The sequence below is a fragment of the Cellulomonas fengjieae genome (assembly GCF_018388465.1).
Classification (GTDB): Bacteria; Actinomycetota; Actinomycetes; order Actinomycetales; family Cellulomonadaceae; genus Cellulomonas; species Cellulomonas fengjieae.
Genome location: NZ_CP074404.1, coordinates 529,224 through 550,850 on the forward strand (window position 1 = coordinate 529,224; position 21,627 = coordinate 550,850).

Genomic DNA, 21,627 nt, shown 5'->3' on the forward strand with positions numbered 1-21,627 from the left:
CGCAACCTGCTCGATACACAGTTCTGCCACACTGCGCGCATGTCCACGACCTCCCCCGCACAGACGGAGCGTCCCGCGCCCCCGACGAACGCCGTCGACCGCTACTTCAAGATCACCGAACGCGGCTCGACCATCGGTACCGAGATCCGTGGTGGTCTCGTCACCTTCTTCACGATGAGCTACATCATCGTGCTCAACCCGCTCATCATCGGCACGGTCCGCTCCGGGGACGGGCAGTTCCTGGGTGGCGGCGACGCCCCGAACCTCGCCGCCGTCGCAGCGACCACCGCGCTCGTCGCGGGGGTCCTGACGATCCTCATGGGCGTCGTGGCCAACTTCCCGCTGGCGCTCGCCGCGGGGCTCGGCCTCAACGCCGTCGTGGCGTACTCGATCGCGTCGCTGCCGAACATGTCCTGGCAGGACGCCATGGGCATCGTCGTGCTCGAGGGCCTGATCATCCTGGTCCTGGTGCTCACCGGCTTCCGCGCGGCGGTCTTCCGCGCGGTCCCCGTGGAGCTCAAGACGGCGATCAGCGTCGGCATCGGCCTGTTCATCGCGTTCATCGGCCTGGTGGACGCCGGCTTCGTGCGCATCCCCGCCAGCATGGCCACGCCCGTGGAGCTCGGCATCAGCGGGTCGCTGGGCAGCTGGCCCCTGCTCGTCTTCGTGTTCGGCCTGCTGCTCGCGATCATTCTCATGGTCCGCAAGGTCCACGGCGCGATCCTCATCGCGATCGTCTCCGCCACGGTCCTCGCGTTCATCGTCGAGCTCGTCGGCAACATCGGCAGCAAGACCGACGAGACCGGTGCCGTGGTGAACCCGGCCGGCTGGGCGCTGGACGTGCCCCGCTGGCCCGAGGGCGGCATCATCGCGACGCCGGACTTCTCGCTCGTCGGCCAGTTCTCGCTGTTCGGCTCGATCGAGTCCATCGGCATCGTCGCGGTCCTCCTGCTGGTGTTCTCCCTCCTGCTCGCCGACTTCTTCGACACGATGGGCACGATGGTCGCCGTCGGGAGCGAGGCGAAGCTGCTGGACAAGGAGGGCACCCCGGTCGGCACGCAGCGGATCCTCGTCGTCGACTCGATCGCGGCGGCCGCCGGTGGTGCGGGCAGCGTCTCGTCCAACACGAGCTACGTCGAGTCCACGGCGGGCGTCGGCGACGGCGCCCGGACCGGTCTGGCGTCCGTCGTCACGGGCATCGCGTTCCTGCTGGCGACGTTCCTGTCCCCGCTGGTCGCGATGGTCCCGTTCGAGGCGGCCACGCCGGCGCTGGTGGTCGTGGGCTTCCTGATGGTCGCGCAGATCTCCGGGATCGACTGGAAGAACCTCGAGCTCGCCGTCCCGGCGTTCCTGACGATCATCCTGATGCCGTTCACGTACTCGATCACGGCGGGCATCGGCGCGGGCATCATCGCGTTCGTCGTCATCAAGCTGGCCGTCGGCAAGATCCGGGAGATCCACGCGTTCATGTGGGTGGCCTCGGTGATGTTCCTCGTGTACTTCCTGATCGGGCCGATCAAGGGCCTGCTCGGTCTGTAGACCGCACGCAGCAGAGGCCGGGTCCCGTCGTCGGGGACCCGGCCTCCGCCGTTTGCGCGGCCCCTCAGCGGCGGGCAACCGTCACGATCGTCTCGACCGCGGGGAGCAGCTGCCCGAACGACTTCCGGTACAGGGCGGCGTCGCCGTGGTACGGGTCGACGACGTCGTCGTCGGCCGGTCGGTGCGCCGTGAGCCCGCGCGCCGCGGCGGCCAGCGGCACCAGGGCCCGCAGCCGGTCGGCCGTGGTCGCGTTCGCGCCCGGCAGCGTGGCCGGGTCGATGTCGTCGACGAGCCGGGCCAGCTCACGCAGCGTGAAGGTGCGGCGCACCGCGGCAGGGAGCAGCTCGACGATCCTCGACCGGTGCTGCCGGGTCATCGCCAGGACCAGACCGGCCTGCCTGATCTGCCCCGGGGCCAGCTGCCGCGCCTGGAAGCCGTCCGCGCTGGCGCCCTGCGCGGTCACCAGCGCGGCCATCTGGTCCGTCATCGGCTGACCGACCATGGCCCCGGTCCCGGCCGAGCCGACCTCGATCGCGGGGGCGAGGCCACCCGCGGTGTCGCGTCCGCGGTAGGCCGCGCCCAGGCCTGCGGCAAGCAACCGCTCCACCGCCGGCGACCGGCAGATGTTCCCGGTGCACACGACGAGGACACGGAAGGGCTCGTCGGGGGGAAGAGGGCGCACGGGCACCATCTTGGGGCCCAGTGCGGGAGGTGCGCGCCCTGGATGACCCGATCGGCACACCTTCTCACCCCGTCTCTCACCCGCCCCAGGCGGTTCGTCTCACATGTCGTCGTCCCCGGTCGGCGTCGTCCGGATCGGGCCCGCGCCCGGTTCGGGCGGGCCGCGGTGGTGTGGGCGGTGCGTCTGGGTTGCATCGCCAGGAGGGGCGACGGCGGGGCCAACGTGACACGAGGCGCACCGGCCCCGACGAGGATCTGCACCGCAGGCACCGGCGGGCCGTCCGGCGCCGCGCTGTGGCCGCGGCGGCGCAGCAGGTGGACCGGCTGCCCGACGAGGTGGAGACCCTGGCCCCCGGCCGGGATGAGCCGTCACCCGCGCGCCCGATCTACGAGGGACGGCGTGCGGTGATTCGGGGGGCACCGTCACCCGATCGGCCCTGCCATCAGCAGGATCACCCGCGGGCAGCGCCCCGCCGCCCGGTAGATTCGGAGAAATCGGTCCAAAAAGGAGGCACGACGTGCAGATCTCGGTCATCGGCTGCGGGTATCTCGGCGCGGTCCACGCGGCGTGCATGGCCAAGCTCGGTCACGACGTCGTCGGGATCGACGTCGACTCGCGCAAGGTGGCCCAGCTCGACGCCGGCGAGGCCCCGTTCTACGAGCCGGGGCTCCCCGAGCTGCTCGCGGAGGTCCGCGCGACGGGCCGCCTGCGGTTCAGCACCGACCTCGCCGACGCGGCCGGCTCGGCCGTGCACTTCCTGTGCGTCGGGACGCCGCAGAAGCACGGCGAGTTCCGCGCCGACCTGACGTACGTGGAGACGGCGTTCGCCCAGCTGCGACCGCACCTGCGGCCGGGCGACGTGGTCGCGGGCAAGTCGACCGTGCCCGTCGGCACGGCGGAGAGCCTCGCGGCCCAGCTCGAGGGCACCGGGACGACGTTGGTGTGGAACCCCGAGTTCCTGCGCGAGGGGTTCGCCGTGCAGGACACGCTGCACCCCGACCGGCTGGTCTACGGCCTGCCGACGGACGAGGACGGCGAGCCCACGGACGCCGGGATCAAGGCGCGCGGCGTGCTCGACGAGGTCTACGCCCGCACCCTGACGGACGGCACTCCGCTGGTCGCCACCGACTACGCGACGTCCCAGCTGGTGAAGGTCGCGGCCAACTCGTTCCTGGCCACGAAGATCTCCTTCATCAACGCCATGGCGGAGCTGTGCGAGGCCACCGGGGCCGACGTCACGAGCCTGGCGGACGCCATCGGCTACGACGCCCGCATCGGGCGACGCTTCCTGAACGCCGGGCTCGGCTTCGGCGGCGGGTGCCTGCCCAAGGACATCCGCGCGTTCATGGCCCGGGCCGGCGAGCTCGGCGTGAGCGACGCGCTGTCGTTCCTGCGTGAGGTGGACTCCATCAACATGCGCCGCCGGGTGCGGATGGTCGACCTGGCCCGGGAGGTCTCGCACGGGTCGATCGTCGGCAAGCGCGTGGCGGTGCTGGGCGCGGCGTTCAAGCCCGACTCCGACGACGTGCGCGACTCGCCGGCGCTGTCCGTCGCCGCGCAGATGCAGCTGCAGGGTGCCCACGTCACGGTCACCGACCCGCAGGCGGTGGAGAACGCGCGCGCGAAGTGGCCCGACCTGAGCTTCGCCGCCACGGCGCTGGAGGCCGCGCAGGACGCGGACGTGGTGCTGCTGGCCACCGAGTGGAGGGAGTACCGCGAGATCGACCCGGACGCGCTCGGCGCGGTGGTCGCGCACAAGCGGATCCTGGACGGCCGCAACGTCCTCGAGCCGGCGACGTGGCGTGCGGCGGGGTGGACCTATCGCGCGCTGGGCCGTCCCTGACGTGTACCGCGCGACCCCGCACGACGTCGTGGCGGCCTGGCTCGACTCGCCGGGCCGCCGGGCGAACCTGCTCGACCCCGCGCTGCGCGAGGTCGGCGTCGGCTGCCTGCTGGACGGCGACCAGATGCTCTGCGCGCAGGTCTTCCTCGGGTCGTAGTCAGCCGGTCGCGGCCGGGGCGGGCCGGCGGGCGCCCGACCGGCGACCCGCCACGTGCCGCAGCGCGACCCCGACCGCCGCGCCCAGCGTGTTGGCGACCAGGTCGCGCACGTCGGCCACCCGGTCGGGCAGGAACACCAGCTGCGTGAGCTCGATGACGGTCGACGTCGCCAGGCCCAGGCCGATCACCGTCCAGGCCGGTCGCCGGGGGAGCAGCAGGGCGACCAGGATGCCGAACGGCACGAACAGCACGATGTTCGCGACGAGCTCGGTGACCTCGTACGTGAGCGGGACCGAGTGCGCGTTGAGCCAGGCGAGAGTGGTGCGGACCACGCCGAAGGGGTCCTCGGTGCCGAGCCGGGGCCAGAGGGTCACGCGGGTGAGGCCGACGAGGTAGGCGACCAGGAGCGCGAGGGTGACGGTTCGCGCCCGCGCGCTCGGCGTCCTGTCCCCGTCCATGTGAGCCAGCGTACGGGCTTCGGGTCTTTCGTTACGCAGGGTAATGAGTTACGCTAAGGATCATGCCCTCCGCCTCCATCTCCGCCCTCGCCGGCGACCTGCGCATCGCGGTCGGTCGCGCCTCCAGGCGGATCCGGGCGGAGCGTGGCGCCGCGGGGCTCACCGACCCGCAGTTCACGGTCCTGGCCTGGCTGACCAAGGAGGGGCCGCTGACCCCCGGCCAGCTGGCCGAGCGCGAGCGCATCCAGCCGCCGTCGATGACCCGCACCGTCAACGGCCTGGTCGAGCTCGGCCTCGTCGCCAAGACGGAGCACCCGTCGGACGGCCGGCAGGTCGTGGTGAGCCTCACGGACGCCGGTGTCGCGGAGGTCCGCGAGACCCGTCGACGCCGCGACGCCTGGCTGGCCGGGCGCCTGGCCACCCTCACCCCGGACGAGCGTGCGCTGCTCGTCGACGCCGCCGAGCTGCTGCGGAGGATCGCCGCTTCATGAGTCCCACGTTCTCCTCGCTGAAGTTCCGCAACTACCGGCTCTGGTTCGCCGGCGCGCTCGTGGCGAACGTCGGCACCTGGATGCAGCGGGTGGCCCAGGACTGGCTGGTGCTCACCGAGCTCACGAACGAGTCGGGCGTCGCCGTCGGCATCACCACCGCCCTGCAGTTCGCCCCCGTCCTGCTGCTCTCGCCGTACGCGGGGCTGCTGGCCGACCGCGTGGACCGGCGCAAGCTGCTGATCGCGACGCAGGTCGGGCAGGGGGTGCTCGCCGCGGGGCTCGGTGCCCTCGTGATGAGCGGGCGCGCCGAGCTGTGGCACGTGTACCTGTTCGCCCTGGCGCTCGGGTGCGTCACCGCGATCGACGGGCCGGTGCGCCAGACGTTCGTCGCCGAGCTCGTGCCGGCCACGAAGCTGGCCAACGCGGTCGGCCTGAACAGCGCGAGCTTCAACGCGGCCCGGCTGATCGGCCCCGGCGTGGCCGGCCTGCTCATCGCGGCGGTCGGCACCGGCTGGGTGTTCCTCATCAACGCCGTCACCTTCGCCGCGACGATCCTGTCGCTGACCCGCATGAACAAGGCCGAGCTGAGCCCGATGCCCACGGCGTCGCGCGCCAAGGGCCAGCTGCGCGAGGGGATCGCCTACGTGCGGGGGCGCAGCGACATCCTCGTGATCATGGTGGTCGTCGGCGTGGTCTCCACGTTCGGCCTCAACTTCCAGCTGACCAGCGCCATGATGGCGCGCAGCGAGTTCGGCCGTGGCGCGGCGGACTACGGCATCCTCGGGTCGGTGCTGGCCATCGGCTCGCTGACCGGGGCGCTGCTGGCGGCCCGGCGGGAGCGGCCTCGCGTCCGGCTGGTCATCGGGTCGGCCTTCGCGTTCGGCATCACGACGGGTGTCATGGCCCTGATGCCCACGTTCCTCACCTACGCGATCGCCTGCATCCCGGTCGGCCTGGCGTCCCTGACGATGATGACGGCGGCCAACGCCACGATCCAGATGAGCACCGACCCCGCCGTGCGCGGCCGGGTCATGGCGCTCTACATGATGGTGTTCCTGGGCGCGACGCCCGTCGGTTCGCCCGTGGTCGGCTGGATCGGGGAGACGTTCGGCGCCCGCTGGGCCGTCGGCATCGGGTCGATCACCGCCCTGCTCGTCGCCACCGGCGCCGCGCTGTGGGCGTGGAAGAAGTGGGACGTCACGGTCCGCTACCACGTGCGCAGCCGCCCCCACCTGGAGGTGCTCCACCCGACGCTGCCCGACCGTCGTGCGGAGACCGCCGCCCGGCTCGCTGCCCAGGAGGCCGCGGACCGGCAGAGCGCGGCGTGACGGCGCGCGGGTGAAGACCGGCCCCAGGCGTGTCGGGTGCGATGTCCGACATGTCACGATCGCCCGGTGAGCACAGCCGTCGACGGACCCGTGACCCCGCACGCGCGTCCCGACGAGGCGCTCGACGCGCCCACGCCCCGCGGCCACCGCCGGGTCGCGCGGCGGGTCGTCGGCGGCGTCCTGGTCGTGCTCGCCGTGCTCGTGGTCGCCGCCGGCTGGCTGGTCTACCGCGGTCTGCAGGCGTCGGAGGCGCTGCTGTCCGCGCGGACCGTCCTGTCCGACCTGCAGACCGAGCTGGAGCAGGGCAGGACCGATCAGCTCGAGAGCCGCCTGCCGCAGGTGCAGGAGGACCTGGCCACCGCGCGTCGGGCCAGCAGCGACCCCGTCTGGCGGGCCGCCGAGGTGCTGCCCCTGCTCGGGCCCAACCTCACGGCCGTCCGGGTGGTCTCGGCCTCCCTCGACGACGTGACCCGCGACGCGCTGCCCGCCGTCGTGATGCTCAACGACGCGCTCGCCGCGCCCGAGGCCCGGTCGGCCGACGGCCGGCTCGACCTGGCCCCGTTCGTGGCGGCCGGACCCCGGATCGTCGTCGCGGCGGACACCGCCCGCACCGCCCAGGCCGCCGTGGCCCGGATCGAGACCGACCGGCTCGTCGGAGCCGTCGCGGGACCGGTCGGCCAGCTCACGGACGGCCTCGACCGGGTGAGCGGCGCGCTCGACGCCGGTGCGCAGGTGGCCACGCTGCTGCCGCCGATGCTCGGCGCCGACGGTCCCCGCACGTACCTGCTGGTCTCGCTCAACTCCGCCGAGCTGCGCAGCGCGGGCGGGATCGTCGGCGCGTTCGCGGTCCTGCGTGCCGAGGACGGCGCCGTGACGCTGACCGACCAGCGCTCGACCATGGACCTGGGCGGCATCGACGCGTCGATCCTGCCCCTCACGGACGAGGAGCTGGTGGTCGACACCGACCGGATCGGCCGGTGGGTGCAGGACGCCGTGATCACCCCGGACTTCCCGCGCAGCGCCGAGCTGCTCGCGGCCCGGTGGGAGCGGGACATGGGGCAGCACGTCGACGGCGTCATCGCGGCCGACCCCGTCGCCGTCCGGTACCTGCTCGAGGCGACGGGTCCGGTCACCGAGCCGGGTGGCTCCACCATCGGCTCCGAGGACGTGCTGCGGGTCCTGCTGAGCGACTCCTACCTGCAGATCCCCGACCCCGCGGCCGTGGACGCCTTCTACGCGGGCGTGGCCGCGACGATCTTCCGGGCCGTCGGCTCGGGTCAGGGGGACCCGCACGCGCTGGTCACCGCGCTCGCCCGCGCCGGCTCCGAGGGCCGCCTCCGGCTCTGGTCGGCGCATCCGCAGGAGCAGGACACGCTGGTCTCGACCACCCTCGGCGCCGCCTTCCTCACCGGGGACTTCCCCGACGCGACGGGCGTGTTCCTCAACGACGGCACCGCGGGCAAGCTCGACTACTACCTGACGACGACCGTGACCGTCGAGGACCTGCGGTGCACCGGCGAGGACCCGTCCGCGACCGTCCGCCTGGACCTGGACTACCGCCCGCCCGCGGACGTCGCGTCGCTGCCGGCCTACGTGACCGGGCCGGCGCGCGCCGGGGTGCCCGTCGGCACGCTGTCCACCAACGTCACCGTCTACGCGCCGGTGGGCGCGCCGCTGCAGTCCCTGGGCCGCGGCGAGGGCTTCGTCTCCGGGACGACGGCCACTGCGGCCGGCCGCAGGGTCCAGGTGGTCACGTCGAGGCTGGCGCCCGGTGCCACGGAGACCTACCGCGTCACGGTCCCCGTGCGCGACGGCGCCGTCTCCGTCTGGACGACCCCCACGCTGACCAGCCCGGGGTTCGTCACCGCCTCCTGCCCGAACGGGTGAATCGGACCGGATCGGTCCAAATCACCCGATGAGCGGTGCGCGGCGCCCGCGGCGCCGGGGGACACTGAGCCCGAAATGTCCGATTCTCAGACAAGGGCGATCCCCCTCATGGCCAGACTTCTCCGCGGCGCGCTCGTCGCGCTCATCGCGGCACTCGTGGGCCTCGGCGGTGCGCTGCCGTCGACCGCTGCCGTCAGCCCGCCGCCGGACCAGGCCACAGCCGTCGACTGCGACAACCCGCCCGCCGGGTACGCCGTCCCCGCCCGGTGCGAGGTCGACGTGCAGGTCCTGCAGCCGGTGTGCGAGAGCGGCATCCCCAAGCTGCACTACCGCGTGGCCGCCACCGGTTCGACGAGCCCGACCGTGACCGTCACCTGGGTCAACCCCACGGGCGCGGACGTGGTCCAGGCCGACCTGCCCCTCGAGGGCACGCTCACCTGGCCGGGCGCCGCGGTGGGCGGCGACGGGCTGGGCTCCGACTGGCCGGGCTGGACCGAGCTGGCCTCCGGTGACTGGGTCGAGGGCGACGCGTTCGACTGGGCCCGCCCGGCCGTGGACGTGGTGTTCCACGTCGACTCCGACGCGGTCGTGTCGGCGTCGTACCCGACCGCGAGTGCGGCGTGCGTCGCCGGCCCGCCCGACGACGAGGTGCTCTCCGACGACGAGGTGCTCTCCGCCGACGTGCTGTCCGACAGCCCGGCCGGGCGCGGCGGCGGTGGCGTGATCTCCGAGGTCCTGTCCGACACGGGCTCGGAGGCCGGCCCGCTGCTCGTGGCCGGCACGGCGTTCGTCGTCCTCGGCGGCCTGGCCGTCGCCGGGGTGACCGTGGCCCGTCGACGCCGCGCGGCGCTCTGACGGTACCGAGCACCGGCACGACGACCGACGCCCGCCCCCCGCGCTGACCGCGGGGGGCGGGCGTCTGCCGTACCGGGGCGGTGCCGCCGTCCGCACCGGCGGACCGGCTCAGAGCAGCTGGTCCACCACGTGGTCGATGCACGCGGTGAGCGCGAGCACGTCGTCCGGCTCCACGGCGGGGTACATCGCGACCCGCAGCTGGTTGCGGCCGAGCTTGCGGTAGGGCTCGACGTCGACCACGCCGTGCGCGCGCAGGACGCGCGCGACCGTCGGCGCCTCGATGTGGGCGGCGAGGTCGATGGTGCCCACCACGTTCGAGCGCAGCCCCGGGTCCGCGACGAACGGCGTGGCCCAGTCGCGCGCCAGCGCCCAGCCGTAGAGGTGGCCCGCCGAGGTCGCGGTGCGCTGCGCCGCCCACGCCATGCCGCCGTTGCCGAGGATCCAGTCGAGCTGCTCGGCCAGCAGCACGAGGGTCGCGATGGCCGGCGTGTTCAGCGTCTGGTCGAGGCGCGAGCTGGTCACGGCCGTGGTGAGCGACAGCGACTCGGGGACCCAGCGCCCGCTCGACTCGATGCGTGCCGCACGCTCGACCGCGCCGGGGGAGACGGCGGCGAGCCACAGACCGCCGTCCGAGGCGAACGACTTCTGGGGCGCGAAGTAGTAGACGTCCGTCTGCGCGACGTCGACCATCAGACCGCCGGCGCCCGAGGTGCCGTCGACCAGCACCAGCGCGTCCTGCTCTCGCGAGCCGGCCACCCGGCGCACGGGGGCGACCACGCCGGTCGAAGTCTCGTTGTGCGGCCAGGCGTAGACGTCGACGCCGTCGACCCGGGTGGGGACGGCGACCTCACCCGGGGGCGCGGCGGTGACGAGGGGCTCACCGAGGAAGGGCGCACGGGACGCCGCGGCGGCGAACTTGGCGCCGAACTCGCCGAACGTGCCGAAGGCGCCGCGATCCCGGACCAGGCAGAGGGTGGCCACGTCCCAGAAGAGCGTGGACCCGCCGTTGCCGAGCACGATCTCGTAGCCGTCCGGCAGGTCGAGGAGGGTGGCCAGGCCGGCGCGCACCCGCCCGACGAGCGCCCGCACCGGCGCCTGCCGGTGCGACGTGCCCATGAGCCGGGTGCCCGAGGCGGCGAGCGCGTCCAGCTGCTGCGGCCGGACCTTGGAGGGGCCGGAACCGAACCGCCCGTCCACGGGGAGCAGGTGCGCGGGGATGGTGATCTCGTGGGCGTCGGGCACGCGTCCGAGGATAGGCGCTGGTGGCTCCGTGCCCGCGGTCGTCGGCCCGACCAACTAATCTGTCCACAGCGCGACGGCCCGCCACGGTCCAGCACCGGACGGGGCGTGCACGCAACGATGACGCGACGCGGGAGGCCAGGGCAGTGAGCGACCTGATCGATACGACGGAGATGTACCTCAAGACGGTCTACGAGCTCACCGAGGAAGGCATCAACCCCCTGCGCGCCCGGATCGCCGAGCGGCTCGGCCACTCCGGCCCGACGGTGTCGCAGACCGTGGCGCGGATGGAGCGCGACGGCCTCCTGGTGGTGTCCGGTGACCGCCACCTCGAGCTGACCGAGCTCGGGATGAGCAGGGCCGTCCGCGTCATGCGCAAGCACCGGCTGGCCGAGCGTCTCCTCACCGACGTGATCGGCCTCGAGTGGCCGTACGTCCACGAGGAGGCCTGCCGCTGGGAGCACGTCATGAGCGAGCGCGTCGAGAAGCGCCTCGCCTCGCTGCTCGACCACCCGCACTTCGACCCGTACGGCAACCCGATCCCCGGGCTGGGGGAGATCGGCGAGGAGACCACCGGCGAGCGGTTCCTCGACGGCGTCGCGTCGCTGATCGCCTACCGCGGGCCCGAGAGCGCCGACGGGTCCGAGCGTGCCGTCGTCGCACGCATCGGTGAGCCGCTGCAGGTGGACGTCGAGCTGCTCACCCGGCTCTCGGAGGCCGGGGTGCTGCCGCACCGCGAGATCGTGATCGAGCGCAGCATCGGGACGGTCACCGTCTCCGCACCCGGTTCCGACGTCCTGCTGGACCTGCCCGTCGAGGTCGCTCGGCACATCTTCGTCGGCATCAGCTGACGTCGTCCCGGCCGCTCCGACCGCGCTCTGCGCGAGTCCGCTGCGCGAGGGCTGCGCGAGGGCTGCGCGCCCGCTGGGAGGCTCCTGTGGACCGCCAGGTGGTCGGTACCGTGCACTCGTTCGAGTGGTCCATGCTCGCGCTCCCACGCCCCTGATCGGCGTCTTTGCAGGTCACAGCGGGGGTCCGTGCCTCGCTGCAGGTCGGCTGTCCAAGTCGGCCGAAATTGGTCGTGACCAGAACGTGACAATCGCGGGAACCGTCCTGTACGTTCGACCTGCTTCCCAGGAACCCTCCTCCCAGGAAGCCCTCGAGCGGAACGCCTAACCCTGCCGCCGCCGCGAGGTCCGTACCAACCGCCGGCAGGGGCGGGGGACCCAATTGCGGGCACCGGAAGTTCGGTGTCCTTGGGGTGAAGCCGGAGACCTGATCTCGATCGGGAACACGGCCGGGTGTTCTCCCACCCGAACCCGACAGCTGACCTCGTAGGCGTCAGGAGAGGCAACACGTGACCGTGAGCACCACTCGCGCCCGCCACCGCGCGGCGCGCCGTCCATCGACACCCTTGACCGAGCTGGCTGCGTCCGCCTCGGATCAGATGGGGACCGTTGGGCGTCGTACGGCAGTCGTCGCCGCCTCGTCGGGACTCCTCGTCTCGATGCTCGGCACCACTGCCTCCGCCGCCCCGAGCGGCGATGTCGGCGCCCTGCCTGCCGTCGACACGGCAGCACTGACCGCCTCCGCGCGAGCCGTGCTCAACACCGCGCCGGTCGTCACGGCCCCCGTCGAGGCAGCCTGGACGTTCGACGTCCCGGTCGTCACGGCCGAGAAGCCGCCGCCCCCGCCGCCGGTCAAGGTCAAGCCCGTCGCTGCCTCGCGCAGCGCCGCCCGTGCCGCGACCACCACGAGCACCACGGCCGCAGCGCCGGCCGCGGCCAACTCTGCAGTGCCGCAGTCGGTCTCCGGCAACGCGGTCCTCGAGATCGCCGCCCGCTACGTGGGCGTCCCGTACGTCTCCGGTGGCGCGTCGCCCGCGGGCATGGACTGCTCGGGCTTCGTGTCCTACGTCTACGCGCAGCTCGGCATCTCGCTGCCGCGGACGTCGTCTGCGATCAAGGCCGCGGGCACCGTCATCTCGCGGGCCGAAGCGCAGCCGGGCGACCTCATCTGGAGCCCCGGCCACATCTCGATCTACGCCGGCGGCAACGAGCAGATCGACGCGCCCCGCCCGGGCAAGACGATCCAGTTCCGCGCCATCTGGCAGAGCTCTCCCCAGTTCATCCGGATCGGCTGACACCAGCCCCCCAGACGCCGAAGGCCCCGACGACAACCCCCCTTGTCGTCGGGGCCTTCGGCGTCTGCGGTGTCTTCGGCCTGGTCCCGGACGGTGCCGCGGAGCACGCGGCGCGTACTCTTGCCGTGCACCACGTGAGTTGCTTCGCTTCGCCGGGCCGGCAGCCAGCCGGTCCGACCCCCGAGGTCGGGAGAACGCCGTGCTCATGAATGCGTCGAAGCTGTCCACCGAGGCCGTCGGTGGGACGGTGTCCGAGATCGGCTCCCCCGGGCTGGTCGCGTCCGGAGCACGCACCCTGCTGCTCAACGCCAGCATGGAACCGCTGTGCATCGTCAGCCTGCGGCGTGCCGTGGCCCTCGTGATGACCGGCAAGGCGACCGTGGTGGAGACCGACGGGCGTCTGCTGCACTCCGAGCACGTGGCGGTGCCACTGCCCGTGGTGCTGTGCCTGACCCGGTACGTGCACGTCCCCGTGCGGCGACCCGTGCCGCCGACGCGTCGGACGGTCCTGCAGCGGGACGATCACCGCTGCGCCTACTGCGGCGGGGGAGCGGACACCGTCGACCACGTCCACCCGCGCTCGCGTGGCGGCCGGCACGAGTGGACGAACGTCGTCGCCGCCTGCGTGCGGTGCAACCACCGCAAGGCCGACCGCCTGCTGCACGAGCTCGGGTGGGAGCTGCCGTTCGTCCCGCGCGCGCCCCGGTGGTCGGTGGCGTTCGGCACCGCCTCGGTCCGCGCGGAGCCGCTCTGGTCGCAGTACGTCCGGTCGTGACGGCCGTTCGTCAACGATGAGCCAACATATGGCAACATTCCGGTAACTCGGGGTCGCAGAGCGTCGCCGAGGGGCACACTGGAACGAGCGCACGGCGGGCTCGGTGACGTACGGAGGCTCCGGATGACGCGTGACGATGTGGTCCTCGTCGGAGTGGACGGCTCTGCGGCGAGCCTGCACGCGCTGGACTGGTCGGCCGCGCAGGCCCGGGCCCACGGCTGGGGGATCCGGCTCGTCTGCAGCTACTCGCTGCCCTCGTTCACGGCGGCGTCCCTCGACGGCGGGTACGCGGCGCTGGACGACACGGCCATCCAGGAGGGCGCCAAGGCGGTCCTGGCGGAGGCGACGCAGCGGGTGTCCTCGAGGGGCGTCCCCGTCACCGCCAAGGTGATCACCGGGGACGCCGCGGGCGTGCTGGTGGACCTGTCGCACTCCGTGCGGCTCGCCGTCGTGGGCACGCGGGGTCGCGGCGGGTTCGCCGACCGGCTGCTGGGCACGGTCTCGTCGGCCCTCCCGGCGCACGCGTACTGCCCGACCGTGGTCGTCCCGTTGCGCGAGGCGGGCAGGACGCTGCCCGACGACCTGCCGATCCCGCCGCCGCGACCGGTCAAGCGGATCGTGGTCGGCGTCGACGGCTCCCCGCAGGCCGAGCGCGCCCTGCGGTACGCGATCGGGGAGGCGAAGGCCTGGGGCGCGGAGCTGACGGCGGTCGCCGGCGTCCCGGTGGGCTCGATGTCCGGGGTCCTGGCGTGGCTGCCGGCGGCCGTCGACCACGAGCAGGTGCTGCGCGACGTCGAGGAGGGCCTGAACGTCGTGGTCGACCGGGCCCTGGTGGAGCACCCCGACCTGACCGTGCGGCGCATCGCGCTCGACGGCACCGGCGCGGAGCTGCTCACGGAGTTCTCGGCGGCCACCGACCTGATCGTCGTCGGCTCACGCGGTCGTGGCGGGTTCGCGGGGCTGCTGCTGGGCTCCACCAGCCAGGCCGTCCTGCACCACTCCGACTGCCCCGTCATGGTCGTCACCAACCGCTGCGCGACCGCGGAGGACCCCGCCGCCTAGGACCGCCGCCGAGGACCTCGGGGGCGCGTCGCTCAGGGTTCCGGTGCCGGCGGCAGGTCCGGCCGACGGACCAGGGCCGAGAGCACGACGGTCGAGCGTGTGCGCGCCACGAACGGCTCCGCTGCCAGCCGCTCGACCACCCGTTCCAGGTGGCGCATGTCCCGCGCGCGGACCTGGACCATCAGGTCGACGTCGCCCGTCACCGTGCTCGCGGCGACGACCTCCGGGTAGTGCTCCACGGCCGCGCGCATCGTCGCCGGGCTCGTGGACCCGTTGCAGAACAGCTCGACGAACGCCTCGGTCTGCCAGCCCATCGCCGCGGGGTCCAGCCGGACCGTGAAGCCACGGATGACCCCCCGTTCGCGCAGCCGGTCCACCCGGCGCTTGACCGCCGGCGCCGACAGCGACACCTGCTCGCCCACCTGCGCGAACGTGGCACGGGCGTCGAGAGCGAGCACGCGCAGGATCGCGGTGTCGAGGGCGTCGAGGCCCGAGGCGTCGGTCATGGCCCCATCATCGCCGAGTCTCGCGCGGGTGCGGTCGGCTGGTGTGCCCGCGCGATGGGTGCCACTGTGGCTCACATTGCCCCGAAAGGGTGAACACCAAATGCGGCATCTGCGCTCAAGGCGGTCGCGCGACGTGCCGAGAACACAGAAGTTCTCGCGATGACGTGCATCGGGGGGCTTCCGCGAGGGGGGCGACATGGTCAAGGACACCAAGAAGCGTCTGGATGCAGTGCCGAGCCAGCGGCCGTCGGTGATCAGCGCGCCGACGCCGGTCATCGCCGAGCCGACGCCGGCACCGCTGCTCACCGGTCCCGCCGCACCGGCCGAGGCGCCGGTGATCCGCGACGTCCCGTCGCCGCGCCCCGCGTCCTCCCCGCTCGTCGAGACGCAGCCCGCTCCCGCGACGCCCCGCCCGACGCTCCGCCCGACGCCCGTCCGTCGGGCCGTCTGGGTCGGCATCGCCGCCGGGGTCGCGCTGGCCGTCGCGGTCGGTGGGGGTCTGTACGCGGCCGACAAGCGCGCCCTGGCCACGCAGGCCGAGGCCCTCGAGGCCGGCCTGCGCGTGGACCGGTCCGTCCTCGCCGCGACGCGTGACGTCGCCGTGCAGCGGGGCACCGACGCGGTGCTCGCCCACGCCACCTACCAGGGCAGCCGTACCGCGGCGGCCACGGCGGCGCAGGCCACCGTCGACCACGCGAACGCGACCCTTGCCGCCGTGCCCAACGCGGGCGACGGACCCCGGACCGCCCTCGCCACGGCGAGCGGCTCGGTCGGTGCCGCGCTGACCGCCCCCGGAGTCAGCCTGCTGTCCCTGCGCTCGCTCGTCGCGGGAGTCGCCGCGCCCGAGCAGGCGGCGGTGGATGCGCAGGGCGCCTGGCAGGCCGCCGAGAACGCCCGGATCGCCGCCGAGCAGGCAGCGGCTGCGGCAGCGGCGCAGGCGGCGGCCGCGGCTCGCTCCGCCCGCTCGACCGTCAAGGCCCCGGGCCGGGCGACGACGCGCTCGACGGCCCCCAGGTCGTCCGGCGGGCAGTCCTCCGCCGGGCAGGCGGCGCCCGCGCCGACGGGTGGGGTGCCCGCGGGGGGCAAGGTCTGCAACGGGTCGGGCGGCTCCGGTGCCGGTGAGTCGAGCGTCTCCGCGATCGGCTCCGCCATCAACGCCTACCGCGCCTCGCTCGGGCTCTCGGAGCTGTCGGTGTCCCGCAGCGGCAGCCTGGTCTCGCACGCGGTGAACATGGCGAACACCGGCGGCATCTGGCACTCCGGCGGAGACAACATCGTGGCCTGCGTCAGCAACGGCTCGGCGTCCGGGATGGTCTCGGCCTGGTCGAGGTCGGCCGGCCACGACGCGCAGATGCGCCGCACCGACGTCTCCAGCATGTCCGTCGGCGGCGCCGGCCTGAACGGCTGGCTGTTCGGCGCAGTCCGCTTCAGCTGACCCGCAACCACCCCGCACCAACCGCAACGTCCGAGCAGATGGGGCCTCTGGCCTCCATCTCCTCGGACGTTGCGCTGCCACAGACGCGGACGTCCGAGCGGAGGGGGCCTCTGGCCTCCATCTCCTCGGACGTTGGCGTCAGCGGAGGGCGGTGGTGAGGCGGTCGGTCGCCAGGTCCAGGTCCTGCGGCGTGATCGTGAGCGGGGGAGCCAGGCGGATGGTGCTGCCGTGGGTGTCCTTCGCCAGCACGCCGCGGGCCAGGAGGCGCTCGCAGAGCTGGCGGCCGGTGCCGCGGCCCTCGGCCACGTCCAGCCCGGCCCACAGACCCACGCGTCGCGACGAGGCGAGCAGCCCCTCGGCGACGAGCGCGTCCAGGCGTTCGCCCCAGTGCCGGCCGAGCGTCGTGGCACGGGCCTGGAGCTCACCGGTCTCCAGCAGCGCGACGACCGCGAGGCCGACCGCGCACGCCAGCGGGTTGCCGCCGAACGTCGACCCGTGCGTGCCGGCGGTCAGCACGCCGAGCACGTCCGCGCGTCCGACGACGGCCGAGACCGGCATGATCCCGCCGCCCAGTGCCTTGCCCAGGGTCACCAGGTCGGGCCGGACCCCCCACAGCTCGGACGCGAGCGTGGTGCCCGTGCGGCCGAGCCCGGACTGGATCTCGTCGGCGACCAGCAGCACGTCCTGGTCCGTGCACAGGGCGCGCAGCCCGGGCAGGTAGTCGTGCGGCGGGACGACGACGCCCTGTTCACCCTGGATGGGCTCCACCAGGACGGCCACGGTGGTCTCGTCGATGGCGTCGCGCACGGCGTCGACCGAGCCGAACGGCACCACCCGGAACCCGGGGGTGTACGGCCCGAAGCCGCCGCGTGCGTCGGGGTCGGTGGAGAACGACACGATCGTCGTCGTGCGGCCGTGGAAGTTGCCGTCGGCCACGACGATCGTCGCGCGGTCGGCGGGCACGCCCTTGACGTCGTACCCCCACTTGCGGGCGGCCTTGATCGCCGTCTCGACCGCCTCCGCGCCGGTGTTCATCGGCAGCACCATCGGCGGGCCCGCCACCAGCGGCCCGACCAGCGCGGCCAGCCGCGCGGCGAACGGTTCCAGCAGCTCGTGGTCGAACGCGCGGGACGTGAGGGTCAGCCGGTCGAGCTGCGCGTGCGCCGCCGCCACGAGCGCCGGGTGCCGGTGCCCGAAGTTCAGCGCCGAGTACCCCGACAGCAGGTCGAGGTAGCGCCGACCCTCGTCGTCGGTCACCCACGACCCGAGCCCGTCGACCAGCGTGACGGGCAGCGGGTGGTAGTTCGGCGCCAGCACCGACCCCGCGGCGTCCACGGCGGTCATGTCAGCTGCTCGGGCCTGAGGCGGGCCGGATCTCGAGCGTGCAGCACTTGGCGCCGCCACCGCCCTTGAGCAGCTCGCTGGTGTCCACGGGGATGGGGTTGTAGCCGCGCTCGGCGATCGCCGCGGCGAGGTCGACCGCGCCGGGGGCGACGACGACGTTCAGCCCGTCGGAGACGGCGTTCAGTCCCAGCGCGGCGGCGTCGCGCTCGGTCGCCTCGATCGCATCGGGGAAGAGCTGGCGCAGCACCGCACGCGATCCGGCCGAGAACGCCGGCGGGTAGTACGCGATCTGCGGGTCGGCGGGCTCGCTCGACAGCACGGCCAGCGCGGTGTCCAGGTGGTAGTAGTGCGGGTCGACCAGCTCGAGGCTGATCACGGGTCGGCCCACCAGCTCCTGCAGCTCGGCGTGCGCGGCGCGGTCGGTGCGGAAGCCGGTGCCGGCCAGCACCAGGTTCCCGACGGCCAGCAGGTCGCCCTCGCCCTCGTTGGTCTGCGCGGCGGTGTGCGTGACGTAGCCGCGGTCGGCGAACCACTTCTGGTACGCGGGGCCCTCGGCGCCGCGCTCGGGGTAGCGGAACCGGGCGGAGTAGACGATGCCGTCCAGGACGGTCGCGCCGTTGGCGGCGTAGACCATGTCCGGCAGGGCGGGGATCGGGTCGATGGTCTCGACGGTGTGGCCCAGGTCGAGGTACACGTCGCGCAGGGTGCGCCACTGGCGGACGGCCAGGTCCGCGTCGGTGTGCCGCGTCTTGTCCATCCACGGGTTGATCTCGTAGGACACCGTGTAGTGCACGGGCTCGCACATCAGGTAGCGGCGATCGGTACGTCCGGGGGCGGTCGTGGGCATGAGGGCTCCTCGTGGCGTGTCGTTCCTCCGAGCCTACGAGCCGGTACCGGTCACATCGTGCATCTCGGATTGCGGGCCAGGGCGCGATCCGTTGCGCACTGTCCGCTACCCGTGGCGATGTGTTGCGCGAGCCTCGTTTTGTGCGCGCATCAGCGCATACCGCGTCATGGCGCCGAGGAACGGCCGCAGCACCGCCCCGGTGAGGCGTCGCGGCAGCGGCCCGGCGAGGTAGACGTCCTCGGTCCACAGGACCCGGCTGGACGACGGCCCCGCCGGCACGACGACGATGCTCGCCGTGCCCCTCAGCACGCGGCCCACCTTGGTGAACGCCGCGACGCCCGGCTCGGTGCCCACCGGGGGGTCGAAGCGGTCGATCGTCATGACGTCCTTGAGGCCCGGAGCGCCCCGGCGGGCGAGCAGACCCGAGACGGCCGTCACCCTGCCGCCGTCCACGCTGATCCGGGTCAGCGGGATCCAGCGCTCGTGATTGCGCAGGTCCGCGACCAGAGTCCAGGCCGTCGGCGCATCGACGGGGAAAGCCCGGACCACGGCGTCGATGGGCAGACTCGTCACGCAGCCCATCGTCCGCGCGGGTAGCCTCGCTGTCCATGGAGAGCAGGCAGCTGGGTCGTACGGGTCGGTCGGTCGGAGTCGTCGGGCTGGGGTGCTGGCAGCTCGGGGGCGACTGGGGCTCGGTGTCCGACGAGACCGCGCTGGAGGTGCTCGGCGCCGCGGTCGACTCCGGCGTCACGTTCCTGGACACCGCCGACGTCTACGGCGACGGCCGCTCCGAGAAGCTCATCGGCTCGTTCCTGGCCGCGCGCGGGCCGAACCACGGCCTGACGGTCGCGACGAAGATGGGCCGCCGCGCCGACCCGCACGACGCCGACGCCTACACGCTGTCGTGGTTCCGCGCATGGACCGACCGGTCGCGCGAGAACCTCGGCGTCGACACCCTCGACCTGGTCCAGCTGCACTGCCCGCCGGCCGAGGTCCTCACCCGCGAGTCCACCTACGACGCCCTCGACGTGCTCGTCGACGAGGGCCGGGTCGCCGCGTACGGGGTGTCCGTCGAGACCGTCGACGAGGCCCTCGAAGCCATCGTCCGGCCGAACGTGGCCACCGTGCAGATCATCCTCAACGTGTTCCGCCGCAAGCCGCTCGAGCAGGTGCTGCCGCTGGCCGTGGAGCAGGGCGTCGGCATCATCGCGCGCGTGCCGCTGGCGTCGGGCCTGCTGTCCGGCAAGTACGACGAGCACACCCAGTTCGCCGCCGACGACCACCGCAGCTTCAACCGCGGCGGCGAGGCGTTCGACGTGGGGGAGACGTTCGCGGGGGTGCCGTTCGAGGTCGGGGTGGCGGCCGCGCGCGAGGTCGCCGCGCTCACGCCCGTCGGGTACACGACAGCCCAGCTCGCGCTGCGCTGGGTCATCGACCAGCCCGGGGTGTCCGTGGTCATCCCCGGTGCGCGCTCGGCCGCGCAGGCCGTCGCGAACGCCGAGGCCGCGTCCCTGCCCCGGATCGACGAGGAGACCCTCGACGGGCTCCGCGGCGTCTACGACGGGCGCATCCGCCAGCACGTGCACGCGCGCTGGTAGGACCGCCGCCCTACGGGGTCTTCCGGCCGAGCCGCTTCAGGCGGCCGGTCGGCCGGGGCGGCGCGGCCGGCACGAGCATCGGCGCGCCGCCGGGGCCCGCGACCTCGAGGACCTTCGGGAACGCGAGCGGCGCCGGGCCGAACGCCTTGCGGGCACCCTCGATGACGTCCTTGCCGAGCGCCCGCGCCCCGGTGACGCCCACGATCAGGCCCACGCCGAACGGGATGAGGCGCCCGACGGCCAGCCCCGCCTGCTTGGTCAGCTGCGTGCGGACGAACCGTCGGGTCATCGAGGTGTTCACCTTGCGCACGGTCGCCAGCGGCATCCGGGTCAGCAGGGCACGCGCCACGCTGACGCTGGTCAGCTCCGCACCGCCCGTGACGATCTTGCCGCCCGAGTCCCCGAGGATCGTGGTCAGCAGGAGCCCGCGGCGCCGCTCGGTGTCCTCGACCTCGATGCCGTGCACGCTGGCCACCGCGAGCGCGAACGCGGCCGACGCCCCGAAGAACGTCGCGACGTCGCTCGCGGTGAGCATGAACGCGACGCCGGTGCCGACCGCCGGGGCCGCCGCCGTGGCGCCGACCGCACCGCCGGTGGCCTGAACCACCCGCAGGTACTCCTTCTCCAGGATCCGCACGATCTGCTCGGGCGTGGCCTCCGGGTTCCTGCTGCGCACCGAGTCGACGTGCGCGTGGATGGTCGACGACGGGATGGTGACGGCCTTGGCGAGCGCCGCCTCGACGAGGGACGGCATCAGCGCTCCCCGGTGACGGTGAGCTCGACCGTCGCGCCCGCGGCGATCGTCCGGCCCACGGTGCAGTGCGAGTCGACGGCGCGGTGCAGGACGCTGATCAGGCGCTCGCGCGTCGGTGCGTCCAGCCCGCTGAGGTCGACCACGAGCTCCTCGGCGATCGCGGGATAGCGGTCCTCGTCCGGGTCCGCCATGCCGGTGGCCTTGATGGTCACGTCGACGTCGTCGCCCAGGTAGTGGGTCAGCTTGGCGTCCGCCGACAGCCCGCTGCAGCCGACCAGCGCGATCTTCAGCAGCTCACCGGGGGTGAACGCGCCGTCGACCTCCACGCCGCCGAGGCTGACCTCGGCACCGCGCGAGTTGCGGCCCGTGTACAGGCGCTTGCCCGTGCGCTCCACCCACAGCTCGGTGTCACCGGAGTTCCTGGTGATGTCGGGTGCTGGCTTGTGCTCCGTCGTCATCTGGCGATCCTGCCACGCGGCGCGCGCCGAGGCGGCTCGACCGGTCACGCTGGTCCGGCCAGCGGGATGTTCTGGTTGAGCCGAAAGACGTGTGTCTCAGGTCAGGGCGCCCATCCCGGCGAGCTGGCCGACGCCGTCGGGCCTTGGCCGCAGTCCGTCGGGGCTGGCATGGGCCCGAGCGCGGGCCGTCGCGCGATCCGCGGGGGAGACTGCAGGCGGACCGAC

Annotated in this window: 22 protein-coding genes and 1 riboswitch; of the genes, 13 read left to right on the forward strand and 9 right to left on the reverse strand. The window is 73.4% G+C overall.

The features are described from left to right. Positions 1-39 precede the first annotated feature (39 nt). Positions 40-1,539 carry an NCS2 family permease gene (locus KG102_RS02480; RefSeq protein ID WP_208210039.1) on the forward strand — a complete coding sequence of 500 codons (1,500 nt, stop codon included), beginning with the start codon at positions 40-42 and terminating at the stop codon, positions 1,537-1,539. Positions 1,540-1,603: 64 nt separating this feature from the next. Here the strand turns inward: KG102_RS02480 and KG102_RS02485 are convergent, their stop codons facing one another. Continuing rightward, on the reverse strand, positions 1,604-2,230 hold the full coding sequence (locus tag KG102_RS02485) for an arsenate reductase/protein-tyrosine-phosphatase family protein (protein WP_208210038.1): 627 nt from the start codon (positions 2,228-2,230) through the stop codon (positions 1,604-1,606). A 508-nt stretch (positions 2,231-2,738) separates the two neighbouring features. Here KG102_RS02485 and KG102_RS02490 point away from each other — a divergent pair. Further along, positions 2,739-4,064: a UDP-glucose dehydrogenase family protein gene (locus tag KG102_RS02490; RefSeq protein ID WP_208210037.1), complete on the forward strand. Its 1,326-nt coding sequence runs from the start codon at positions 2,739-2,741 to the stop codon at positions 4,062-4,064. A gap of 1 nt (position 4,065) precedes the next feature. Beyond that, a complete protein-coding gene (locus KG102_RS02495) occupies positions 4,066-4,221 on the forward strand; it encodes a CAP domain-containing protein (protein ID WP_208290590.1) in 156 nt (51 codons plus the stop codon). Here the strand turns inward: KG102_RS02495 and KG102_RS02500 are convergent, their stop codons facing one another. Then, positions 4,222-4,680 (reverse strand): VanZ family protein, encoded by a 459-nt coding sequence (locus KG102_RS02500; protein ID WP_208290589.1) that lies wholly within the window; start codon positions 4,678-4,680, stop codon positions 4,222-4,224. A 62-nt stretch (positions 4,681-4,742) separates the two neighbouring features. Here KG102_RS02500 and KG102_RS02505 point away from each other — a divergent pair, with 62 nt between their 5' ends. The 4 genes from KG102_RS02505 (at position 4,743) to KG102_RS02520 (ending at position 9,241) form a co-directional block, all read left to right on the forward strand. Continuing rightward, positions 4,743-5,171 (forward strand): MarR family winged helix-turn-helix transcriptional regulator, encoded by a 429-nt coding sequence (locus tag KG102_RS02505; RefSeq protein ID WP_208210034.1) that lies wholly within the window; start codon positions 4,743-4,745, stop codon positions 5,169-5,171. Beyond that, entirely contained in the window at positions 5,168-6,499 is a 1,332-nt protein-coding gene (locus KG102_RS02510; protein ID WP_208290588.1) for an MFS transporter, read from the forward strand. The genes KG102_RS02505 and KG102_RS02510 overlap by 4 nt, the downstream gene beginning before the upstream one ends. 66 nt (positions 6,500-6,565) lie before the next feature. Next, positions 6,566-8,386, forward strand: a complete 1,821-nt coding sequence (locus KG102_RS02515; protein ID WP_208290587.1) for a DUF4012 domain-containing protein — start codon at positions 6,566-6,568, stop codon at positions 8,384-8,386. 108 nt (positions 8,387-8,494) lie between these two features. Next, on the forward strand, positions 8,495-9,241 hold the full coding sequence (locus tag KG102_RS02520; RefSeq protein WP_208290586.1) for a peptidase: 747 nt from the start codon (positions 8,495-8,497) through the stop codon (positions 9,239-9,241). A gap of 108 nt (positions 9,242-9,349) precedes the next feature. Here the strand turns inward: KG102_RS02520 and serC are convergent, their stop codons facing one another. Further along, complete coding sequence (gene serC, locus KG102_RS02525; protein WP_249667439.1) at positions 9,350-10,483, reverse strand: phosphoserine transaminase; 1,134 nt, start codon at positions 10,481-10,483, stop codon at positions 9,350-9,352. Positions 10,484-10,626: 143 nt separating this feature from the next. Between serC and KG102_RS02530 the strand changes: the two genes are divergently transcribed. From KG102_RS02530 to KG102_RS02545, 4 genes are all read left to right on the forward strand, one after another. Beyond that, positions 10,627-11,331 (forward strand): metal-dependent transcriptional regulator, encoded by a 705-nt coding sequence (locus tag KG102_RS02530; RefSeq protein ID WP_208210030.1) that lies wholly within the window; start codon positions 10,627-10,629, stop codon positions 11,329-11,331. A 345-nt stretch (positions 11,332-11,676) separates the two neighbouring features. Beyond that, a riboswitch (cyclic di-AMP (ydaO/yuaA leader) is annotated at positions 11,677-11,835 on the forward strand. A 2-nt stretch (positions 11,836-11,837) separates the two neighbouring features. Further along, positions 11,838-12,623 (forward strand): C40 family peptidase, encoded by a 786-nt coding sequence (locus tag KG102_RS02535; RefSeq protein ID WP_249667440.1) that lies wholly within the window; start codon positions 11,838-11,840, stop codon positions 12,621-12,623. A 313-nt stretch (positions 12,624-12,936) separates the two neighbouring features. Continuing rightward, on the forward strand, positions 12,937-13,398 hold the full coding sequence (locus tag KG102_RS02540) for an HNH endonuclease (protein ID WP_243885259.1): 462 nt from the start codon (positions 12,937-12,939) through the stop codon (positions 13,396-13,398). A 123-nt stretch (positions 13,399-13,521) separates the two neighbouring features. Further along, entirely contained in the window at positions 13,522-14,460 is a 939-nt protein-coding gene (locus tag KG102_RS02545; protein WP_208290585.1) for a universal stress protein, read from the forward strand. A 32-nt stretch (positions 14,461-14,492) separates the two neighbouring features. On the opposite strand, the gene KG102_RS02550 is transcribed toward KG102_RS02545, so the two are convergent. After that, complete coding sequence (locus tag KG102_RS02550) at positions 14,493-14,966, reverse strand: Lrp/AsnC family transcriptional regulator (protein WP_208210026.1); 474 nt, start codon at positions 14,964-14,966, stop codon at positions 14,493-14,495. A 196-nt stretch (positions 14,967-15,162) separates the two neighbouring features. Between KG102_RS02550 and KG102_RS02555 the strand changes: the two genes are divergently transcribed. Next, on the forward strand, positions 15,163-16,401 hold the full coding sequence (locus KG102_RS02555; protein ID WP_208290584.1) for a CAP domain-containing protein: 1,239 nt from the start codon (positions 15,163-15,165) through the stop codon (positions 16,399-16,401). Between the two features lie 138 nt (positions 16,402-16,539). On the opposite strand, the gene rocD is transcribed toward KG102_RS02555, so the two are convergent. The 3 genes from rocD to KG102_RS02570 all read right to left on the reverse strand — a co-directional run bounded on the left by rocD (position 16,540) and on the right by KG102_RS02570 (position 19,165). Continuing rightward, on the reverse strand, positions 16,540-17,745 hold the full coding sequence (gene rocD / locus KG102_RS02560) for an ornithine--oxo-acid transaminase (RefSeq protein ID WP_208290583.1): 1,206 nt from the start codon (positions 17,743-17,745) through the stop codon (positions 16,540-16,542). Position 17,746: 1 nt separating this feature from the next. After that, on the reverse strand, positions 17,747-18,592 hold the full coding sequence (gene ddaH / locus KG102_RS02565; RefSeq protein WP_208290582.1) for a dimethylargininase: 846 nt from the start codon (positions 18,590-18,592) through the stop codon (positions 17,747-17,749). Positions 18,593-18,697: 105 nt separating this feature from the next. Continuing rightward, a complete protein-coding gene (locus tag KG102_RS02570) occupies positions 18,698-19,165 on the reverse strand; it encodes an SRPBCC family protein (RefSeq protein WP_208210022.1) in 468 nt (155 codons plus the stop codon). Between the two features lie 35 nt (positions 19,166-19,200). On the opposite strand from KG102_RS02570, the gene KG102_RS02575 reads away from it, so the two are divergent. Then, positions 19,201-20,190 (forward strand): aldo/keto reductase, encoded by a 990-nt coding sequence (locus KG102_RS02575; RefSeq protein ID WP_208210021.1) that lies wholly within the window; start codon positions 19,201-19,203, stop codon positions 20,188-20,190. A gap of 10 nt (positions 20,191-20,200) precedes the next feature. On the opposite strand, the gene KG102_RS02580 is transcribed toward KG102_RS02575, so the two are convergent. Beyond that, a complete protein-coding gene (locus KG102_RS02580; RefSeq protein ID WP_208290581.1) occupies positions 20,201-20,944 on the reverse strand; it encodes a hypothetical protein in 744 nt (247 codons plus the stop codon). After that, positions 20,944-21,402: an OsmC family protein gene (locus KG102_RS02585; RefSeq protein WP_208210019.1), complete on the reverse strand. Its 459-nt coding sequence runs from the start codon at positions 21,400-21,402 to the stop codon at positions 20,944-20,946. The genes KG102_RS02580 and KG102_RS02585 overlap by 1 nt, the downstream gene beginning before the upstream one ends. Positions 21,403-21,627: the final 225 nt, after the last annotated feature.

What these genes read in the sequence shown, in the direction of transcription:
- KG102_RS02480 (WP_208210039.1), top strand. Translation starts at nt 40, where the DNA reads ATGTCCACGACCTCCCCCGCACAGACGGAGCGTCCCGCGCCCCCGACG.
- KG102_RS02485 (WP_208210038.1), bottom strand. Translation starts at nt 2,230, where the DNA reads ATGGTGCCCGTGCGCCCTCTTCCCCCCGACGAGCCCTTCCGTGTCCTC.
- KG102_RS02500 (WP_208290589.1), bottom strand. Translation starts at nt 4,680, where the DNA reads ATGGACGGGGACAGGACGCCGAGCGCGCGGGCGCGAACCGTCACCCTC.
- KG102_RS02505 (WP_208210034.1), top strand. Translation starts at nt 4,743, where the DNA reads ATGCCCTCCGCCTCCATCTCCGCCCTCGCCGGCGACCTGCGCATCGCG.
- KG102_RS02510 (WP_208290588.1), top strand. Translation starts at nt 5,168, where the DNA reads ATGAGTCCCACGTTCTCCTCGCTGAAGTTCCGCAACTACCGGCTCTGG.
- KG102_RS02520 (WP_208290586.1), top strand. Translation starts at nt 8,495, where the DNA reads ATGGCCAGACTTCTCCGCGGCGCGCTCGTCGCGCTCATCGCGGCACTC.
- KG102_RS02540 (WP_243885259.1), top strand. Translation starts at nt 12,937, where the DNA reads ATGGAACCGCTGTGCATCGTCAGCCTGCGGCGTGCCGTGGCCCTCGTG.
- KG102_RS02545 (WP_208290585.1), top strand. Translation starts at nt 13,522, where the DNA reads ATGACGCGTGACGATGTGGTCCTCGTCGGAGTGGACGGCTCTGCGGCG.
- KG102_RS02550 (WP_208210026.1), bottom strand. Translation starts at nt 14,966, where the DNA reads ATGACCGACGCCTCGGGCCTCGACGCCCTCGACACCGCGATCCTGCGC.
- KG102_RS02555 (WP_208290584.1), top strand. Translation starts at nt 15,163, where the DNA reads ATGGTCAAGGACACCAAGAAGCGTCTGGATGCAGTGCCGAGCCAGCGG.
- rocD (WP_208290583.1), bottom strand. Translation starts at nt 17,745, where the DNA reads ATGACCGCCGTGGACGCCGCGGGGTCGGTGCTGGCGCCGAACTACCAC.
- ddaH (WP_208290582.1), bottom strand. Translation starts at nt 18,592, where the DNA reads ATGCCCACGACCGCCCCCGGACGTACCGATCGCCGCTACCTGATGTGC.
- KG102_RS02575 (WP_208210021.1), top strand. Translation starts at nt 19,201, where the DNA reads ATGGAGAGCAGGCAGCTGGGTCGTACGGGTCGGTCGGTCGGAGTCGTC.
- KG102_RS02580 (WP_208290581.1), bottom strand. Translation starts at nt 20,944, where the DNA reads ATGCCGTCCCTCGTCGAGGCGGCGCTCGCCAAGGCCGTCACCATCCCG.
- KG102_RS02585 (WP_208210019.1), bottom strand. Translation starts at nt 21,402, where the DNA reads ATGACGACGGAGCACAAGCCAGCACCCGACATCACCAGGAACTCCGGT.